Origin of the sequence: Methylobacterium phyllosphaerae, from assembly GCF_001936175.1 — a bacterium.
GTDB classification, from domain to species: domain Bacteria; phylum Pseudomonadota; class Alphaproteobacteria; order Rhizobiales; family Beijerinckiaceae; genus Methylobacterium; species Methylobacterium fujisawaense.
This window is the reverse complement of the sequence record NZ_CP015367.1, coordinates 3,671,868-3,688,363: the sequence shown is the minus strand read 5'-3', so window position 1 is coordinate 3,688,363 and position 16,496 is coordinate 3,671,868. Positions and strand designations below refer to the sequence as shown.

At 70.0% G+C, this 16,496-nt stretch carries 17 protein-coding genes; 16 read left to right on the top strand and 1 reads right to left on the bottom strand.

Annotated features, from left to right (window positions below; translation table 11 throughout):
- Positions 1–45: 45 nt before the first annotated feature.
- From MCBMB27_RS16760 to MCBMB27_RS16730, 7 genes are all read left to right on the top strand, one after another.
- A complete protein-coding gene (locus MCBMB27_RS16760; RefSeq protein ID WP_043386450.1) occupies positions 46–846 on the top strand; it encodes a Crp/Fnr family transcriptional regulator in 801 nt (266 codons plus the stop codon).
- A complete protein-coding gene (locus MCBMB27_RS16755; RefSeq protein WP_051044712.1) occupies positions 843–3,353 on the top strand; it encodes a GAF domain-containing protein in 2,511 nt (836 codons plus the stop codon). The genes MCBMB27_RS16760 and MCBMB27_RS16755 overlap by 4 nt, the downstream gene beginning before the upstream one ends.
- Before the next feature lie 10 nt (positions 3,354–3,363).
- A complete protein-coding gene (locus MCBMB27_RS16750; RefSeq protein WP_236952725.1) occupies positions 3,364–3,738 on the top strand; it encodes a response regulator in 375 nt (124 codons plus the stop codon).
- Between the two features lie 64 nt (positions 3,739–3,802).
- Complete coding sequence (locus tag MCBMB27_RS29655) at positions 3,803–3,967, top strand: hypothetical protein (RefSeq protein ID WP_159020342.1); 165 nt, start codon at positions 3,803–3,805, stop codon at positions 3,965–3,967.
- Positions 3,968–4,164: 197 nt separating this feature from the next.
- Complete coding sequence (locus tag MCBMB27_RS16740; protein WP_043348413.1) at positions 4,165–5,256, top strand: alkene reductase; 1,092 nt, start codon at positions 4,165–4,167, stop codon at positions 5,254–5,256.
- Between the two features lie 103 nt (positions 5,257–5,359).
- Positions 5,360–7,273, top strand: a complete 1,914-nt coding sequence (locus tag MCBMB27_RS16735) for a PAS domain S-box protein (protein ID WP_075380888.1) — start codon at positions 5,360–5,362, stop codon at positions 7,271–7,273.
- 1 nt (position 7,274) lies between these two features.
- Positions 7,275–7,994 (top strand): HAD hydrolase-like protein, encoded by a 720-nt coding sequence (locus MCBMB27_RS16730; RefSeq protein WP_043759239.1) that lies wholly within the window; start codon positions 7,275–7,277, stop codon positions 7,992–7,994.
- Here MCBMB27_RS16730 and MCBMB27_RS16725 read toward each other — a convergent pair.
- Complete coding sequence (locus MCBMB27_RS16725; protein WP_043348419.1) at positions 7,931–8,428, bottom strand: outer membrane protein assembly factor BamE; 498 nt, start codon at positions 8,426–8,428, stop codon at positions 7,931–7,933. The two genes, MCBMB27_RS16730 and MCBMB27_RS16725, sit on opposite strands and share 64 nt — an antisense overlap.
- A gap of 155 nt (positions 8,429–8,583) precedes the next feature.
- On the opposite strand from MCBMB27_RS16725, the gene MCBMB27_RS16720 reads away from it, so the two are divergent.
- From MCBMB27_RS16720 to MCBMB27_RS16680, 9 genes are all read left to right on the top strand, one after another.
- Positions 8,584–9,153: a ubiquinol-cytochrome C chaperone family protein gene (locus tag MCBMB27_RS16720; protein ID WP_043348434.1), complete on the top strand. Its 570-nt coding sequence runs from the start codon at positions 8,584–8,586 to the stop codon at positions 9,151–9,153.
- Entirely contained in the window at positions 9,150–9,665 is a 516-nt protein-coding gene (locus MCBMB27_RS16715; RefSeq protein ID WP_043386443.1) for a YceD family protein, read from the top strand. Before MCBMB27_RS16720 ends, MCBMB27_RS16715 begins: the two co-directional genes overlap by 4 nt.
- A 145-nt stretch (positions 9,666–9,810) precedes the next feature.
- The gene (gene plsX / locus MCBMB27_RS16710; RefSeq protein ID WP_043348438.1) at positions 9,811–10,845 is read left to right on the top strand and encodes a phosphate acyltransferase PlsX; all 1,035 of its coding nucleotides are present in this window, start codon (positions 9,811–9,813) and stop codon (positions 10,843–10,845) included.
- 105 nt (positions 10,846–10,950) lie between these two features.
- Positions 10,951–11,958, top strand: a complete 1,008-nt coding sequence (locus MCBMB27_RS16705) for a beta-ketoacyl-ACP synthase III (protein WP_075381998.1) — start codon at positions 10,951–10,953, stop codon at positions 11,956–11,958.
- 166 nt (positions 11,959–12,124) lie between these two features.
- The gene (locus MCBMB27_RS16700) at positions 12,125–12,445 is read left to right on the top strand and encodes an integration host factor subunit alpha (protein WP_043348440.1); all 321 of its coding nucleotides are present in this window, start codon (positions 12,125–12,127) and stop codon (positions 12,443–12,445) included.
- A 246-nt stretch (positions 12,446–12,691) separates the two neighbouring features.
- The gene (locus MCBMB27_RS16695; RefSeq protein ID WP_075380887.1) at positions 12,692–13,183 is read left to right on the top strand and encodes a MerR family transcriptional regulator; all 492 of its coding nucleotides are present in this window, start codon (positions 12,692–12,694) and stop codon (positions 13,181–13,183) included.
- A gap of 87 nt (positions 13,184–13,270) precedes the next feature.
- Positions 13,271–13,690 (top strand): hypothetical protein, encoded by a 420-nt coding sequence (locus MCBMB27_RS16690; protein WP_043759233.1) that lies wholly within the window; start codon positions 13,271–13,273, stop codon positions 13,688–13,690.
- A 120-nt stretch (positions 13,691–13,810) separates the two neighbouring features.
- Positions 13,811–14,254, top strand: coding sequence for an Ig-like domain-containing protein (locus MCBMB27_RS16685; protein ID WP_043348449.1), 444 nt, complete (start codon positions 13,811–13,813; stop codon positions 14,252–14,254).
- A 218-nt stretch (positions 14,255–14,472) separates the two neighbouring features.
- The gene (locus MCBMB27_RS16680; protein ID WP_043348452.1) at positions 14,473–16,425 is read left to right on the top strand and encodes a PrkA family serine protein kinase; all 1,953 of its coding nucleotides are present in this window, start codon (positions 14,473–14,475) and stop codon (positions 16,423–16,425) included.
- Positions 16,426–16,496 lie beyond the last annotated feature (71 nt).

The window sequence follows — 16,496 nt, the reverse complement described above, 5'->3', positions numbered from 1 at the left end:
CCAAGCTGGGCTATGCCGGCTCGTAGCGCCAGCCTGCCGCGACCGATGCCGCCGAACTCACCGTCCCCGCTGGAGCGGAACCTCCTGCTCCGCTCGCTGCCACCCGTCGAACGGTCGAGGCTTCTCCCCCATGCGGAGGTGGTCACACTGGTGCGCGGCGACGTCCTGTTCGAGCCGGGGGACGAGGTCACCGCGATGATCTTCCCGCTCGACGGGACGGTGGTCTCCCTGATCGTGCCGCTGGAGGAGGGCCGCACCATCGAGACCGCGACCGTCGGTCGTGAGGGGGCGCTCGGCGGCGTCGTGAGCCAGGGCTACCTCCCGGCCTTCAACCGCGCCGTCGTTCAGATGGGCGGGGCGGCGGTGCGGCTGGACGCGGCGCGGATGCAGGCGGCCAAGCGCACCTCGCTGCCGATCCGCAACGCCCTCGTGCGCTACGCCGACTGCCTCCTCGCGCAGGTGGTCCAGTCCGTCGCCTGCAATGCCGCCCATCCCATCGAACAGCGGTGCGCGCGCTGGGTGCTCGCCCTGCACGACCGGCTCGCCACCGACGTCCTGCCGGTCACCCAGGACATGCTGGCGGAGATGCTCGGGGTGCGCCGGACCTATCTCAGCGGCATCCTCAACCGGCTCCAGGCCCAGGGGCTTATCGAGATGGGCCGGGCCAGGATCACGGTCCGCGACCGGCCGGCTCTGCAGGCGGCGTCCTGCGAATGCCATCGCCGGGTGCAGGAGCACTTCGCCCTCGTCCTCGGCGCGACCTTCACGCCGGCCGGAACCCTCGTCGCGCTCGACCCCGACGGCGCGCCCGATCCCCTGGCGACGCACGGGGCCATTTCCGCATGACCGTGATCGACATGGAAGGCGTCGAGCATCTCATCGCCGCCGACCTGCGTCTCGCCGCGCTCAAGGCCTACGGCATCCTCGACACCCCGCCCGAGGCCGCCTTCGACGGCATCGTGCGGCTGGCGACCCGGCTGTGCCTGACCCCGGTCGCCCTCGTCAGCTTCGTGGCCGCCGACCGCCAGTGGTTCAAGGCACGGATCGGTTTTCCTTCGTGCGAGACCGACCTCGAGCGCTCGGTCTGCAAGTACGCGCTGGCCGAGCCGGACCTGCTGATCGTGCCCGACCTCGCGGCCGACCCGCGCACGGCCGACAACCCCCTCGTCACTGGGGAGCCGTTCATCCGGTTCTACGCCGGGGCGCCCCTGCGCGCGCCCGACGGGCAGGTGCTCGGCTCGCTCTGCGTCATCGACACGGTGCCCCGGCCCCAGGGGCTGACCCCGGAGCAGCAGGAGGACCTGCGCATCCTGGCGGCCCAGGTCGTCACCCAGCTGCAGATGCGCCGGGCCGTGGACGAACGCGATCAGGTCCTTGCGTTCCAGGCCGCCGAGCTGCGGCGGGCGCACCGGCTCGACGTCATCGCCACCGCCTCCACGGCCCTGCTCACCGCCGACGACCCCTCCGCGGTCCTCGAACCCATTCTGAGGGACGGGGCCGACGCCCTCGGGTTCGACCGGGCCTGCCTCTACGACGTAACGCCGGACCGGCAGCACCTGCGCCTGACCCACGCGGTCAACATCTCTCCGGACGGGCGCGAGCGCCTGAAGCGCCTGCCGTTCGGGACTCCGCTCTGCGGCATCGTCGCGGAGACCCGCCAGCCCCTGATCCTCAGCGGGTTGCAGGCCAGTCTCGATCCGCGATGGGAGGTGGCCCGCGGCAACGGCCTCGACGCCTATGCCGGGTTCCCCATCGTCAGCCGGGGCGAACTCTGCGCGGTCATCGCCTTCGCCTCGACGCGGGTGGCCGCCTTCGACCGCGAGACCGTGGCGTTCTTCGAGACGCTCGCCCGCCTGATGGCGGCGGTCCACGAGCGCCTCGACGGCGAGGACGCCCTCGCCGAGAGCCGGGCCTACTGGCGCAGCCTGTTCGAGCGGCTGTGCGAGGGCTTCATCGTCGGCGAAGTCATCCGCGAGGCCGGACAGGTGACCGACTGGCGCTACGTCGAGGTCAACCGTGCCTGGGGCGACCTCGTCGGCATCGACGTGAACCAGGTTGCCGGCCGGACCATCCGCGAGGTCTTCCCCGGTATCGAGGACGCCTGGGTCAATGAGTTCGCACAGGTGGTGGAGAGCGCGGAACCGCGCGAGTTCCTGCGGCGGGTCGGGACGCTCGACCGCTGGTACGAGGGCCGCGCCTTCGCCATCGGCGCCGACCGCTTCGCCGTCACCTTCCTCGAAGTCACCGACCGGGTCCAGGCCGAGGCGCGGCGTACGGCCCTGCTGAGCCTCGGCGACCGGTTCCGCGACCTGACGGAGGCCCCGGAGATGATCCAGGCCGCCGCCGAGATCGTCGGCACGACCCTCGGCGTCACGCGGGCCGGCTATGGCCATATCGACGGCGACGTCGAATTCGTCGACATCGAGGAGGGCTGGACCGCACCGGGCGTCGCCAGCATCGCCGGGCGGCACCGCTACGCCGATTTCGGCGACATCCGCGAGCACCTTCGGCGCGGCGAGCCGCTGGTCATCGAGGACGTGCGAACCGATCCGAGAACGTCCTCGGATCCCCGGCTGATGCTCGACGTCGGCATCGGCGCGCTCGTGAACATGCCGGTTCGCGAGCGGGGACGCACGGTGGCGGTGTTCATCGTGCAGGACGACAAGCCCCGCCGATGGTCGCCGGAAACCCTGGCCTTCGTGCGCAACGTCGCCGAGCGTCTGGAGTCGGGCGTCGCCCGGCTCGAGGCCGAGGAGCAGCAGCGCATCCTCAACGAGGAGATCTCGCATCGCCTGAAGAACATGCTCGCGATGGTGCTGTCGATCGCCACGCAGACCCTTCGCGGTGTCCCCGACCGCGCTCCTGTGGAGGCCTTCGAGCGGCGCATCCACGCGCTGTCGACCGCCCACAACGTGCTCCTCCACAAGACATGGACGAGCGCCCCGGTCCGCGAGGTCGTCCATGCGGTCCTCGGCGCCGCGGGGCATGGCGACCGCATCACGGTCACGGGCCCCGATTTCGATCTCGGACCGCGCGCGACGCTCTCGGTCTCGCTCCTGCTGCACGAACTGGCGACCAACGCCGCCAAATACGGGGCCTTGTCGGTCCCCGACGGGCGGGTCGCCGTGACGTGGCGCCTGGATGACGGCATCGGGGAGCGTGAGGTCGTGCTCGACTGGGTCGAGCGGGGCGGCCCGCCACCTGTGGCCCCCGCGCACTCCAAGCGCGCCGGGTTCGGCTCGCGCCTCATTCGTTTGGGACTGGCCGGATCCGGCGGCGTCGACCTTCGTTACCCTTCCTCTGGCTTCGAAGCGACGCTGCGTGCGCTGCTCGTCCAATTGCAGCATGGATAGGGAGCGAGCCGTGGCTGCAGGGACTGCGAGGCGGAATGCCATCCTCGTCATCGAGGATGAGCCGGTCATGCGCCTCATGGCTGTCGACCTCGTCGAGGATGCGGGGTTCGAGGCCCTGGAAGCGTTCGACGCCGAGGAAGCGGTGCGCCTTATGGAGGCGCGGCCCGACATCGTCCTCGTCTTCTCCGACATCGACCTCGGCATCGGCATGGCGGGTCTGGACCTCGCCCATGCGATCCGGGACCGTTGGCCGCCGGTCGAGATCATCATGACCTCGGGGAAGATTCAGCCCGAACCCGGGGATCTGCCAGAGCGCGGGCGCTTCTTCGAGAAGCCCTACCGCCGCGACGAGGTCGCCGCGGCGATGCGCGAACTCGCAGCCTGACCGGACGTCGGGGCGATCGGCCGAGCCGGATCCTGCCTCTCCGGGATCGGCCGCGCGGCCCGGCATGGAGACCGACACCCAGGCCGGACCGGACGAACCGAAGCCGCATGGCCGGCGTCGACTCCGGATATCCGGAGACGCGCGGCGACGACACGGGCGCATCGGCGCCGACCCGGCGACCGACGGCGGCATCGGTGAGCGCCTTCTCGTCGACCGGCCCGAACGGTGACCGCGGACCGCACGGTGCGGATCAGTCGACAGGGCCGGGTTCCGAGGGAGCCCGGCTGTTCACCATTCACCGTGTGCGCCCCCGCACGCGCCTGTCAGCCCTGCTGCGCTGCACCTTGGCATCGCGGCGGCGCAGCGCCACCTCGGCGCGGGAATAAAACCGGACGCGGCCTGCGCCGCACCACAACGAGGTACCTCATGCCGTCCCTGCTCGACCCGATCCGTATCGGCGCCATCGAGGCGAAGAACCGGATCTTCATGGCGCCCCTGACGCGCGGCCGCGGCACCCGCGAGCACGTGCCGACCCCGATCATGGCCGAGTATTACGCCCAGCGCGCCGGCGCCGGCCTGATCCTCACCGAGGCCACCGGCATCAGCCAGGAGGGTCTCGGCTGGCCCTACGCACCGGGGATCTGGTCCGACGCCCAGGTCGACGCGTGGCGGCCGATCGTGAAGGCCGTGCACGACAAGGGCGGCAAGATCGTCTGCCAGATCTGGCATATGGGGCGGCTGGTCCACCCGGACTTCCTGGGCGGCGAGAAGCCGATCTCGGCCTCTGCCACGACGGCGCCCGACCAGGCGCACACGTATTCCGGCAAGAAGCCCTATGCCGAGGCGCGCCCGCTGGAGGTCTCGGAAGTGCCGCGCCTGCTCGCCGATTACGAGCGGGCCACCGCCAATGCCCTGGCGGCCGGCTTCGACGGCGTGCAGATCCACGCCGCGAACGGCTACCTGATCGACGAATTCCTCCGTGACGGCACCAACCACCGCACCGACCAGTACGGCGGCTCCATCGAAAACCGCGTGCGGCTGCTGCGCGAGGTGACCGAGGCTGTGGCGAAGGTGGCCGGGCCGGAGCGCACCGGCGTGCGGCTCTCGCCCAACGGCGCGATCCAGGGCTGCAACGATTCCGATCCGGAGCCGCTGTTCGTGGCCGCCGCCCAGGCGCTCGCCGATGTCGGGATCGCTTTCCTGGAGATGCGCGAGCCGGGGCCGAACGGCACCTTCGGCAAGGCCGACCACCCGCCGATCGCCCCGGCGATGCGGCGCGTGTTCCGCAACCCCATGATCCTGAACGCCGATTACGACGGCATCAGCGGCCAGAAGGTTCTGGATGCCGGCGAGGCCGACGCCATCGCGTTCGGCCGGACCTTCATCGCCAATCCGGACCTCGTCGAGCGGATCGCCCAGAAGGCGCCGCTCAACAAGGACGACGCCGCGACGTGGTACAGCCAGGGCCCCGAGGGCTACATCGACTACCCGACCCTGACGAAGTCCCGCGCCGCCTGACGCGCCCCGGCCAGCATCGTCTGCCGGGCCCCGGCGGGCACGGCAGGAAAGCGCGGCGGTCCCTAGGCAGGGCGCCGCTGCGCGCCTATGTGAGGGCAGGACCATGGATGTGCCTGCACCTCACGCGCTCGCGGAAGCCGGACCGACCGATGGACGCTGGAGCGCCGCGGATCGGATCGCGGAACTTCGTGATCTCGCGATCCTCGATTCGGAGCCGGAGCCGCTCTACGACGATCTCGTGCGGGTCGCAGCCTATGTCTGCCGCGCGCCGGTCGCCCTCGTCAGCCTGGTGGATGCCGAGCGGCAGTGGTTCAAGTCGGAGGTGGGCCTCGGCAAGCGCGAGTTGCCGATCAACTGCTCGGTCTGTGCCCATACGATCGAGGCGGGCGATCTTCTCGTCATCCCGGATCTGACCACCGACCCGCGGACCACTGAGAACCCCCTCGTGACCGGGGCGCCGGCCTTCCGCTTCTATGCGGGCGCGGTGATCCGCGGCAATCATGGCATTCCGATCGGTGCCGTGTGCGTGCTGGACCGGGCCCCGCGGCCGGATGGCCTCGATTCCGAGCAGACCGCGACCCTGCTGGCGTTGGCACGTCAGATCTCGAGCCTGCTGGAGCATCGCCGGACGCTGGCGCGGGTCGCCGCCCGCGAGGCGGAGATCGCCGCGAGCGAGCGCCGCTTCCGCGTGATGACCTCCGCCATGCCCCAGATGGTCTGGACCACCCGGCCGGACGGGTTCCACGATTATTACAACGACCGCTGGTACGAGTTCACCGGCGTGCCCTACGGCTCCACCGACGGCGAGGGCTGGAACGGGGTGTTCCACCCCGAGGACCAAGAGCGGGCCTGGGCGCGGTGGCGCCACTGCCTCAGGACGGGCGAGCCCTACGAGATCGAGTACCGCCTGCGCCACCACAACGGCGATTACCGCTGGACGCTCGGGCGCGCCATGCCGATCCGGGACGCCGAGGGGCGGATCGAGCGCTGGTTCGGGACCTGTACCGATATCGACGACCTGAAGCGTGCCGAGGCCGAAGCCCGCAAGCTCGCCGTGATCGTCGAGACCTCCAAGGACTTCATCGGGCTCTGCACCCTCGAGGGCGAGATCACCCATCTCAACGAGGCCGCCCTGGCCCTGGTCGGCCTGCCCAACCTCGCCGCCGCCCGGGCGTGCACGGTGTCCGACTTCTTCACCGACGACAGCCGCCGGATCCTGGCCGAGACCGTCATGCCGGCGGTGCGCCGGGACGGGTTCTGGGAGGGCGAGCTGGCCTTCCGGCACTTCGTCACCGGCGAGCCGTTGGCGGTGCTCTACAACATCTTCCCGGTGCGCGATCCGATGGGGACCGAGGTGGGATACGCCACCGTCACCCGCGACCTGCGCGAAGCGAAGCGCGCCGAGGAGGCGCGGGACCTTCTGATCCGCGAGCTGTCGCACCGGATCAAGAACATCTTCGCGGTGGTCGGCGGCCTCGCCGCGCTGACCGCCCGGAGCGATCCTGCGGCCAAGCCGTTCGTGGCGGCGTTCCGCGAGCGACTGGGCGCCCTGGCCCGGGCCCACGAATATGTTCGCCCCCATTCCCCCGACAGCGCCCCGCCGGTGGCCGGTCAGACGGTGCTCGGGCTGATGCGCCTGATCATGGCCGCCTACGAGGAGAACGGACGCGCGCGCGTGGTGATCACCGGGGACGATGCCGAGATCGGCGAGCGCACCGCCACCGCCCTCGCCCTGATCATGCACGAGCAGGCGACCAACGCGGTCAAGTACGGAGGGCTCTCGACGCGGGAGGGCGGCGTCTCGCTGAGCGGGGCCCGGGAGGCAGGCCGCTATACGCTGACATGGCGCGAGGAGGGCGGCCCCCAGGTTGCCGGCGCGCCGCTCCGGAAGGGGTTCGGCACCGTTCTGGCCGAGCGCAGCGTCGCCGGCCAGCTCGACGGCGTGCTGGAGCACGACTGGGCGCCGGGCGGTCTCCTGATGCGGCTCTGTGTCCCGCTCGAGAACCTGCGGACCTGACATGACCCGGCCGCCGGCCGCTCCACGGCCGCGTCTCGTCGTCCTCGATTTCGACGGCACCCTGGCCGACAGCTTCCCGTGGTTCTGTTCGGTTCTGAACGGGGTCGCCGACCGCTACCGCTTCCGCCGGGTCGAGGCCCATGAGGTCGAGGGTCTGCGGCTCCTGGGCGCCCGGGCGATCGTGGCCCATCTCGGCATCCCGCGCTGGAAGCTGCCGCTCATCGCCCGCCACATGCACAGGCTGGCCGCGCGCGACGCCGGCCAGATCGCCCTGTTTCCCGGCGTTCCGGCGATGCTGGCCGCGGTCGCGGAGGCGGGCGTGCCGCTGGCGATCCTGTCGTCGAACCGCGCCGACACGGTGCGGCGGGTGCTCGGACCGGACAATGCCGACCGCATCGGCACCTATGCCTGCGGGGCCTCGGTCTTCGGGAAGGCGCGTCGGCTGCGGACGCTGCTCGCACGGACCGGCGTGGCGCCCGACCGGGCTCTCTGCATCGGCGACGAGATCCGCGACCTCGAGGCGGCGCGCGCCCTGGGCTGTCCCTTCGGCGCCGTGGCCTGGGGCTATACCGATTCCCGGGCTCTCGCGGCCCTCGGCCCCGAGCACCTGTTCTCGGAGCCGGCGGAGATCGCCCGCCTCGTGGCGGGCGAGGCCGATCACATGCCGCGATTGGCGCCCGGCACGACGCTGGTGCCGCTGCCGCTGCCGAACGGCTCGTAGCGGGTCAGGCCGCGGAACAGCTGGCTGAGGAAGGCGCGGTCGGCGCCGCTCGTCGGCGTCGTGCGTTCGATGAAGTCGAAGATCCGGCCGTCCTGGAGGCCGTAGAGCGCCACCCGCTCGACCTTGAAGGCGGGCGAGAAATAGACCGCCGTCACCTTCTGGTCCTCGACCTGCTCACCCAGGAACATGATCGTCCGGCGGGTGTTCTGCGAGATGTAGTACCAGGACTTGTTGCCCACGGTGGACACCGTCGACGGCGTGCCGAGGATCTGCAGGACCTGCTCGGGGCTCATGCCGGGCTTGATCGTGGCGAGGGCCGCCTGGTCGACCTGATAGCCGTGACGCAGCTCCTCGCCGATGCAGCCGGACAGGCCGGTTCCCGCAAGGCCGAGCAGGGCGAGGCGCGCGAAGGACTGGACGAGACGGCGCCGCATCGGGCCCCCAGAGAGCGTGTTGACGGACGGGGCGCAACCGTCGTCGCCGACACGGGGCTCCGACGGCGCTTGCGCCCTGGGCGTGGGTTGCCGTACCGCGGGGTTATGGCTTTGACAAGGCAAGCTTGGCCACAGATGGCCGGGGTTCGGCACCGATGATCGCCGGGTTGTTCCGGCGCGCGAGCGCGCGGCGCCGCGCCGTCGAGGGGCTGCACGTGGCCTTGAGCATGGCCGCGCGCCGGCCGGGCCTCTACACGCGCCTCGGCGTGCCCGATACCGTGGAGGGCCGGTTCGAGGCCCTCTGCCTGCACGCGATCCTGGTCCTGCGCCGGCTGAACCGGTTGCCGGCGCCGGCGTCCGAGGTGGCCCAGGATCTCGTGAATTCCGTCTTCACCCAGCTCGACGCCTCGCTGCGCGAACTCGGTGTCGGCGACATGGGCGTGTCCAAGCGGATGAAGAAGCTCGGCGCCGCCTTTTACGGCCGGGCCGAGGGCTACGATGCCGCCCTGGAGGCCGGCGACGCGGCGGCGCTGCGCGCCGTTCTCGTGCGCAACGTGCTGGGCGGCGAGGGTGACGGGCGCGGTCTTGCCGCCTACGTGCAGTCCGCCGACGCCGCCCTCGCCGGCGCCGATCTGGACGGGCTGCTCGGGGCTGGGCCGCCCTTCCCGGAGCCGGACGGCTTCGCGCCGGCATCGGTCCACGCTGGAGATGGAGGAAATTCATGACCCGCCACGCCGGCCAGGAGGGCTTTCCCCTCGCGCGCTGGGTCAATGTCGAGCGCCTGCCCCAGGGGCGCGGCGCCGTCACCGTGGAGGCGAGCCCGGCCGAATGCGCGGCGCTCGCCGCCGATTTCGGCATCCCCGGGATCCGCGATCTGGTCGGGCGCTTCGCCATCGAGGGGCCGACCAGCCGTCTCACCGTGACCGGCGCGGTGGAAGCCCTGGTGACGCAGGTCTGCACCGTGAGCCTCGAACCCTTCGAGGCGCCGGTCCATGAACCGGTCGAGGTGGTGTTCACCGATACCGACCGGCTCGCCGGCACCGAGGCCGAGGAAGCCGACATCCCCGACCCGCTGGTCGGCGGCCGCATCGATTTCGGTGCGCTCACCGCCGAGTTCCTGGCGCTCGGCCTCGATCCCTATCCGCGCAAGCCCGGCATCACCTTCGAGCCGGTGGTGGCGGGCGACGATGCGGGGCCCCTCGACGGCCTGCGCAAGCTCCGCGACGGCGGAGCCTGAGGCCGTCGGCGACCGCCCGGAAGCCCGCGCCGCCCGATTTCATTTGCCCGCCGGGCCGGTATCGCTATGGTCCGCCGCGCCCGGCGGGCCCCGTCCCGCCGACGTCTGAACCCTTTCCCGCCGAGACCCGCGACCCGCTACCGACATGTCCCAACGCGTGTGCATCTCGCTCGACGCCATGGGTGGCGACCACGGGCCCACCACGGTCGTGCCCGGCGCGGCCCTGGCCCGGGAGCGCCATCCCGGCACCACCTTCCTGATGTTCGGCGACGAGGCCGTGATCGCGCCGCTGGTCGCCAAGGAGCCCCGGCTCAAGGATTGCGTCGAGATCCGCCACACCAGCGTGGCCGTGGCCATGGACGACAAGCCCAGCCAGGCGGTGCGCCAGGGCCGGGGCAAATCGTCCATGTGGCAGGCGATCCAGGCGGTGCGCGACGGGCAGGCCGATGCCTGCGTGTCGGCCGGCAACACCGGCGCCCTGATGGCGATGTCGAAGATCTGCCTGAAGACCATGTCGGGCATCGAGCGTCCGGCCATCGCCTGCCTGTGGCCGACCGTGCGCGGCGAGAGCGTCGTGCTCGACGTCGGCGCCACCATCGGCACGGATGCCGAGCACCTCGTCGAGATGGCCGTGATGGGCTCCGCCATGGCCCGGATCGTGTTCGACCTCGACCGGCCCACCGTCGGCCTGCTCAATGTCGGCACCGAGGAGATGAAGGGCAACGAGGCGGTCAAGGAGGCCGCCCGGATCCTGCGCGAGATGGAGAGCCCCGGCCTCACCTATCACGGCTTCGTCGAAGGCACCGATCTCGGGCGCGGCACCGTCGACGTGGTGGTGACCGAGGGGTTCACCGGCAACATCGCCCTCAAGACCGCCGAGGGCACCGCCAAGCAGATCGGCACGTATCTCCGCGCCGCCATGACCCGGACGCTGGCCGCCAAGATCGGCGCCCTGTTCGCCCGGCAGGCCTTCAAGGCCCTCAAGGACAAGATGAACCCGAGCCGGGCCAATGGCGGGGTGTTCCTCGGCCTCGAAGGCATCGTCATCAAGAGCCACGGTTCGGAGAATGCGCAGGGCTTCGCCGCGGCGATCGATCTGGCGCACGACATGGCGCGCCATGACATGATCCGCACGATCCGCGAGATGCTCGACCAGACCGCGGCGCTGGCGCCGGCGTGACGCCAGTGCCGGACTGAGCCCCCGTCGACGGATGGGATGGAAATCGGACGGCTGCGGCTTCACAACTGGAAATTGTGAATCTGGCGTCGTCCGGGAAGGACAATGATGGCAACCCTCCGCACTGACCCCGAGCCGCACCGGCGCGCGCCCCCTCTGCGCTCGGTGGTGGTGGGGACCGGATCGAGCCTGCCCGCACGGGTGGTGACGAATGCCGATCTGGCCGAGCAGATGGACACCTCCGACGCGTGGATCGTCCAGCGGACCGGGATCCGCCAGCGGCACATCGCGGCCGCCGACGAGACCACCTCGGTCCTCGGCGCGCGCGCGGCCCGGGCCGCCCTGGAGGATGCCGGCCTGACCGCCGACGACATCGACCTCGTGATCTGCGCCACCTCGACGCCGGACCACACCTTTCCGGCGACCGCGACCCAGATCCAGGCGGCGCTGGGCATCCATCAGGGCGCGGCCTTCGACCTGCAGGCGGTCTGCGCCGGCTTCGTCTTCGCGGTCTCGACCGCCGACAAGTTCCTGACCACGGGCGCGGCCCGCCGCGCGCTGGTGGTCGGCGCCGAGACCTTCTCGCGGATTGTCGACTGGAAGGACCGCACCACCTGCGTGCTGTTCGGCGACGGGGCCGGCGCCATCGTGCTGGAGGCGCAGGACGAGGCCGGGGACCGCGGCGTGCTCAGCGCGAGCCTGCGGTCGGACGGGCGCCACCGGGAAAAGCTCTATGTCGACGGCGGTCCGGGTTCCACCGGCACCACCGGCCACCTGCGCATGGAGGGCCGCGACGTGTTCCGGTTCGCCGTGGGGCAGGTCACCGACGTGATCGTCGAGGCTTTCGCGCAGGCGGGCGTCACCGCGGAGGAGCTCGACTGGTTCGTGCCGCATCAGGCCAATCGCCGGATCATCGAGGCCTCGGCTGACAAGATCGGAATCGCCCGGGAGAAGATCGTGCTGACGGTGGACCGCCACGGCAACACGTCGGCGGCCTCGATTCCCCTGGCCCTCGACGTGGCGCGGCGGGACGGTCGCATCCAGGCGGGCGACCTCGTGATGATCGAGGCGATCGGCGGCGGGTTCAGCTGGGGTGCGGCGCTGATCCGCTGGTGAGGCTTCGAGCGGGCGCCTGAAACGATTCGCGGCCCCGCTGCGGTTGACCGGGGGCGGAGCGCCGATTAGCGTGCCGGATCATAGGGATACGCCTTCAGCGTTTGGTGTGGCCGCGCGTGCCGCACCATGCGTCATGGGGCGAACGATGCGGGCGAGGGGACACGGCATGGCAGGCAAGACGGTGACGCGCGCCGACTTGAGCGAGGCCGTCTACCATCAGGTGGGCCTGTCGCGGACCGAGTCGGCCGCCCTCGTCGAGACCGTGCTGTCGGAGATCTGCAGCTGCCTGGCGAGCGGCGAGACGGTGAAGCTGTCCTCGTTCGGCTCCTTCGTGGTGCGCAGCAAGGGCAAGCGCGTCGGCCGCAACCCCAAGACCGGGGTCGAGGTCGCGATCGAGCCGCGGCAGGTGATGGTGTTCAAGCCGTCCAACGTGCTCAAGGCCAAGATCAACGGCCTGAATGGCACGGGCGTTCACGACGACGATTGAGCGGGTCCGCGTGCGGGGCCGCCTCCTGCGGGGCCTGCGCCCCGGAACGGGCTGCGGTTCATCCTGCCCCCGCCCTTGTCCCGGATGCCCGCAAGGTCGCGGACGGTGAACGGGAGCCCGGCACACGACGCACCGCACAAGCGGCACCCGCTCCAAACGCCGCCGGATTCCTCGGCCTCTCAGGCTTGAGTGCGACCCTGCGACCGGTCAAGATCGGGGCGTTCCGAGCCCATTCGCAAGACACCCATGCCGCCAGCCCTCGCCGCCGCACAGACCGACGAACCGCCGACCGGGATCGGCGAGAAGAGCGCTCACGCGTTCCGGACGATCAGCGAGGTGGCCGAGGAACTCGACGTGCCCCAGCACGTGCTGCGGTTCTGGGAGACCCGCTTTGGCCAGATCCGTCCCGTGAAGCGGGCGGGCGGACGGCGCTATTATCGGCCCCAGGATGTCGAGCTGGTGGCGGGCATCCGGCATCTCCTGCACGTGCAGCGCTACACCATCGCGGGGGCGCAGCGGGTCCTCAAGGAGAACGGCGTCCGCTTCGTGCAGGCGGTCGGCCGCGGCGAGGCCGTGGCGGCCGAACCCCTGATTCAGGAGGTCGAGACGGAGGCGGGCTCCCGGTCCGGCACTCTCGGAGCCTCCGACCGGGCGTCCCTGGCCGAAGCCCTGGAGGAATTGCGGGCCTGCCGCGCCCTGCTCGATGGCCTGCGCGAGATGCCCGACCTGGAGGCCTGACCGGCCCAGCCTGACCGTGTCGGCACGACCGCGCGATCCGACACGCGGCCAGCGAACTTTCCGGCGACAACCTGCGTTGTCGCCCGCATGGCCGCGCCCAAACCCAAGTTGACGCCCAGCCAGGAACTGATGGCCCGCATCATGCGGATCGTCCGCACATGCCCGGAGGCGGCGTCCGAAGTCCTGGAACTGATGTTCCTCGTCAGCCAGATCGAGGCGGCCACCGGCGTCGACCGCGAGTACCGCGACGCCAAGCGCGTGATCAGCCGCCTGCGCAATCCGCTCTGGGAGATGGGTCCCACCGACCGGGAGAAACTCCTCGCGGCCGCCGAGACGATTCGCCGGGTCTGCCGTCTGGCCGAGGATGAGATTCCCCCCGCTCCGCTTGCCGATGCCGGGGAGCGCGCGCGGGTCGAAGGGCGGCTCGCCGCCGCCCTGGCCGGCGAATTCGATGCCGCGCAGATCGCCCGCATCACCGGTATCGTCGCGGCGGCGCTCCAGAATTAAGGGGCCGTCCGGGCCCTCGACGCCCGTGCGCGGCGTCCCCACATGGTCTCCACCGAGGAACGGGGCATCCGGACGCGCGTCCGGAGACAGGTCCCGGCTCGGCACTGGAGAGACGCTTCCATGATTGCCCTTCGTCCGCTCGCCGCGCTGCTCGTCGGGAGCATGGCCCTCGCCGGCCCGGCGCTGGCCCAGGCGCCTGCCAGCCGAACCAAGACCGTGGCGCCCGGCAAGACCGTGCGCATCGAGATCGCGCCGAACCTCAAGAAGGATTGTTCTCCTGGGCCGATGCCCGAGTTCAAGGTCTCGGGGCCGCCCAAGAACGGCTCGGTGATCACCAAGGTCGGCAAGCTGAAGACACCGGCGAGCTATCGCTGTCCCAACAAGGAGGCGGCCGTCCAGGCACTGTTCTACCAGCCCAACTCCGGCTTCACCGGAACCGACGAAGTGACGTTCGAGGTCAAGAGCTCCGACGGTCAAGTGCAGACGCAGACCGTCAAGATTACGGTCGCGGCGTCCGGTGCCAAATCGGGAGACGATGGCAAGAAAGAGGGCACGGATTTGTGAGCCTGGGCCCGCTTAGGCGGTATCTGCCCAGTTCAGCGGCTCGTGCAGCCGTTCGAGGGCCGCACGGAGTCTCATCTGTGCGGCCTTCAGCGCTCGGGAGTGTTGCAAGCAATCGACATGCCGGGCGCCACGCTCGCCGCACTGCGACAAAAGCGGGCCTGTCGGTTGCATCCAAGCCGAGACAGGATGAAGCTGTCACGGTCTGAGAGGGTTATCGAATGCCCATGCATGCGACGAACGACCTTTTCCAGAGCTTCGCCCGAGGGTACGAGGCCCGCCGCGACACGGAGATGACGCTCTCCGAGTACCTGGAGGCCTGTCGCGACGAGCCCCTGATGTACGCCTCGGCCGCCGAGCGCATCCTCGCGGCGATCGGCGAACCCGAATTCGTGGACACCGCCAAGGATTCGCGCCTCGGCCGGATCTTCATGAACCGGACGATCCGGACCTACCCGGCCTTCCGGGAGTTCTACGGCATGGAGGAGACGATCGAGCGGATCGTCTCGTTCTTCCGCCACGCCGCGCAGGGGTTGGAGGAGCGCAAGCAGATCCTCTACCTGCTGGGCCCGGTGGGCGGCGGTAAGTCGTCGCTGGCCGAGCGGCTGAAGCTCCTGATGGAGGTTCACCCCGTCTACGTCCTCAAGGCCGGGGACGAGGTCTCGCCGGTCTTCGAGAGCCCGCTGGGCCTGTTCGATCCCGAGACGATGGGCGAGGAGATCCAGCGCCGTTACGGCATCCCGCGCCGGCGGCTGACCGGCCTGATGAGCCCCTGGGCGCTCAAGCGCCTCGACGAGTTCAACGGCGACATCTCGCGCTTCAAGGTGATCAAGGTCCGGCCCTCCCGGCTGCGCCAGATCGCCATCGCCAAGACCGAGCCGGGGGACGAGAACAACCAGGACATCTCCTCGCTGGTCGGCAAGGTCGACATCCGGCGCCTGGAGACCCTGTCGCAGGCGGATCCAGACGCCTACTCGTATTCGGGCGGCCTGAACCGCGCGAACCAGGGCATCCTCGAGTTCGTCGAGATGTTCAAGGCGCCGATCAAGATGCTGCACCCGCTGCTCACGGCGACGCAGGAGGGCAACTACGTCGGCACCGAGAATATCGGCGCGATCCCGTTCACCGGCGTGATCCTGGCCCACTCGAACGAGGCCGAGTGGCAGACCTTCAAGACCAACAAGAACAACGAGGCCTTCATCGACCGGATCTACGTGATCAAGGTCCCGTACTGCCTGCGCGTCACCGAGGAGCAGCGGATCTACGAGAAGCTGATCTCCAGCTCGGAACTCTCGGACGCCGCCTGCGCCCCCGGCACGCTGGAGATGCTGGCGCGCTTCTCGGTCCTGTCCCGCTTGCGCGAGCACGCCAATTCCAACGTCTTCTCGAAGATGCGGGTCTACGACGGCGAGTCCCTGCGCGAGGTCGATCCCCGCGCCCGCTCGATGCAGGAATACAAGGATACGGCCGGCGTCGACGAGGGCATGGACGGAATCTCCACCCGCTTCGCCTTCAAGGTCCTGGCCGCGACCTTCAACCACGACACCACCGAGGTCTCGGCCGATCCGGTGCATCTGATGTACGTGCTGGAGCAGTCGCTCAAGCGCGAGCAGCTGCCGCCCGAGACCGAGAAGAAGTACCTGGAATTCATCAAGACCGAGCTGGCCCCGCGCTATGCGGAGTTCATCGGGCACGAGATCCAGAAGGCCTATCTCGAATCGTACCACGATTACGGGCAGAACCTGTTCGACCGGTATATCGACTATGCCGACGCCTGGATCGAGGACCAGGACTTCAAGGATGCCGAGACCGGGCAGCTCATGAACCGGGAGCTCCTGAACCAGGAGCTCACCAAGATCGAGAAGCCCGCCGGGATCGCCAATCCGAAGGACTTCCGCAACGAGGTGGTCAAGTTCGCCCTGCGCTCCCGAGCCCAGCACGGCGGCCGCAACCCGAGCTGGACCTCCTACGAGAAGCTGCGCGAGGTGATCGAGCGGCGAATGTTCTCCCAGGTGGAGGAACTGCTGCCGGTGATCTCCTTCGGTTCCAAGAAGGATGGCGAGACCGAGAAGAAGCACGGCGAGTTCGTCGAGCGCATGGTCGCGCGCGGCTACACCGAGCGGCAGGTTCGCCGCCTGGTGGAATGGTACATGCGGGTGAAGCAGGCCGGCTGAGGCGCGGGGTGTCCGGCCGGGTCCAATCCGGCCGGCCCAGGGTTCGACCCTGAGATCCGACCCTTTGCCGC

Excerpts from the sequence above, each read along its gene's own strand:
- MCBMB27_RS16760 (WP_043386450.1), top strand. The coding sequence starts at position 46 with ATGCCGCCGAACTCACCGTCCCCGCTGGAGCGGAACCTCCTGCTCCGC.
- MCBMB27_RS16755 (WP_051044712.1), top strand. The coding sequence starts at position 843 with ATGACCGTGATCGACATGGAAGGCGTCGAGCATCTCATCGCCGCCGAC.
- MCBMB27_RS29655 (WP_159020342.1), top strand. The coding sequence starts at position 3,803 with ATGGAGACCGACACCCAGGCCGGACCGGACGAACCGAAGCCGCATGGC.
- MCBMB27_RS16740 (WP_043348413.1), top strand. The coding sequence starts at position 4,165 with ATGCCGTCCCTGCTCGACCCGATCCGTATCGGCGCCATCGAGGCGAAG.
- MCBMB27_RS16735 (WP_075380888.1), top strand. The coding sequence starts at position 5,360 with ATGGATGTGCCTGCACCTCACGCGCTCGCGGAAGCCGGACCGACCGAT.
- MCBMB27_RS16730 (WP_043759239.1), top strand. The coding sequence starts at position 7,275 with ATGACCCGGCCGCCGGCCGCTCCACGGCCGCGTCTCGTCGTCCTCGAT.
- MCBMB27_RS16725 (WP_043348419.1), bottom strand. The coding sequence starts at position 8,428 with ATGCGGCGCCGTCTCGTCCAGTCCTTCGCGCGCCTCGCCCTGCTCGGC.
- MCBMB27_RS16720 (WP_043348434.1), top strand. The coding sequence starts at position 8,584 with ATGATCGCCGGGTTGTTCCGGCGCGCGAGCGCGCGGCGCCGCGCCGTC.
- MCBMB27_RS16715 (WP_043386443.1), top strand. The coding sequence starts at position 9,150 with ATGACCCGCCACGCCGGCCAGGAGGGCTTTCCCCTCGCGCGCTGGGTC.
- plsX (WP_043348438.1), top strand. The coding sequence starts at position 9,811 with ATGTCCCAACGCGTGTGCATCTCGCTCGACGCCATGGGTGGCGACCAC.
- MCBMB27_RS16705 (WP_075381998.1), top strand. The coding sequence starts at position 10,951 with ATGGCAACCCTCCGCACTGACCCCGAGCCGCACCGGCGCGCGCCCCCT.
- MCBMB27_RS16700 (WP_043348440.1), top strand. The coding sequence starts at position 12,125 with ATGGCAGGCAAGACGGTGACGCGCGCCGACTTGAGCGAGGCCGTCTAC.
- MCBMB27_RS16695 (WP_075380887.1), top strand. The coding sequence starts at position 12,692 with ATGCCGCCAGCCCTCGCCGCCGCACAGACCGACGAACCGCCGACCGGG.
- MCBMB27_RS16690 (WP_043759233.1), top strand. The coding sequence starts at position 13,271 with ATGGCCGCGCCCAAACCCAAGTTGACGCCCAGCCAGGAACTGATGGCC.
- MCBMB27_RS16685 (WP_043348449.1), top strand. The coding sequence starts at position 13,811 with ATGATTGCCCTTCGTCCGCTCGCCGCGCTGCTCGTCGGGAGCATGGCC.
- MCBMB27_RS16680 (WP_043348452.1), top strand. The coding sequence starts at position 14,473 with ATGCCCATGCATGCGACGAACGACCTTTTCCAGAGCTTCGCCCGAGGG.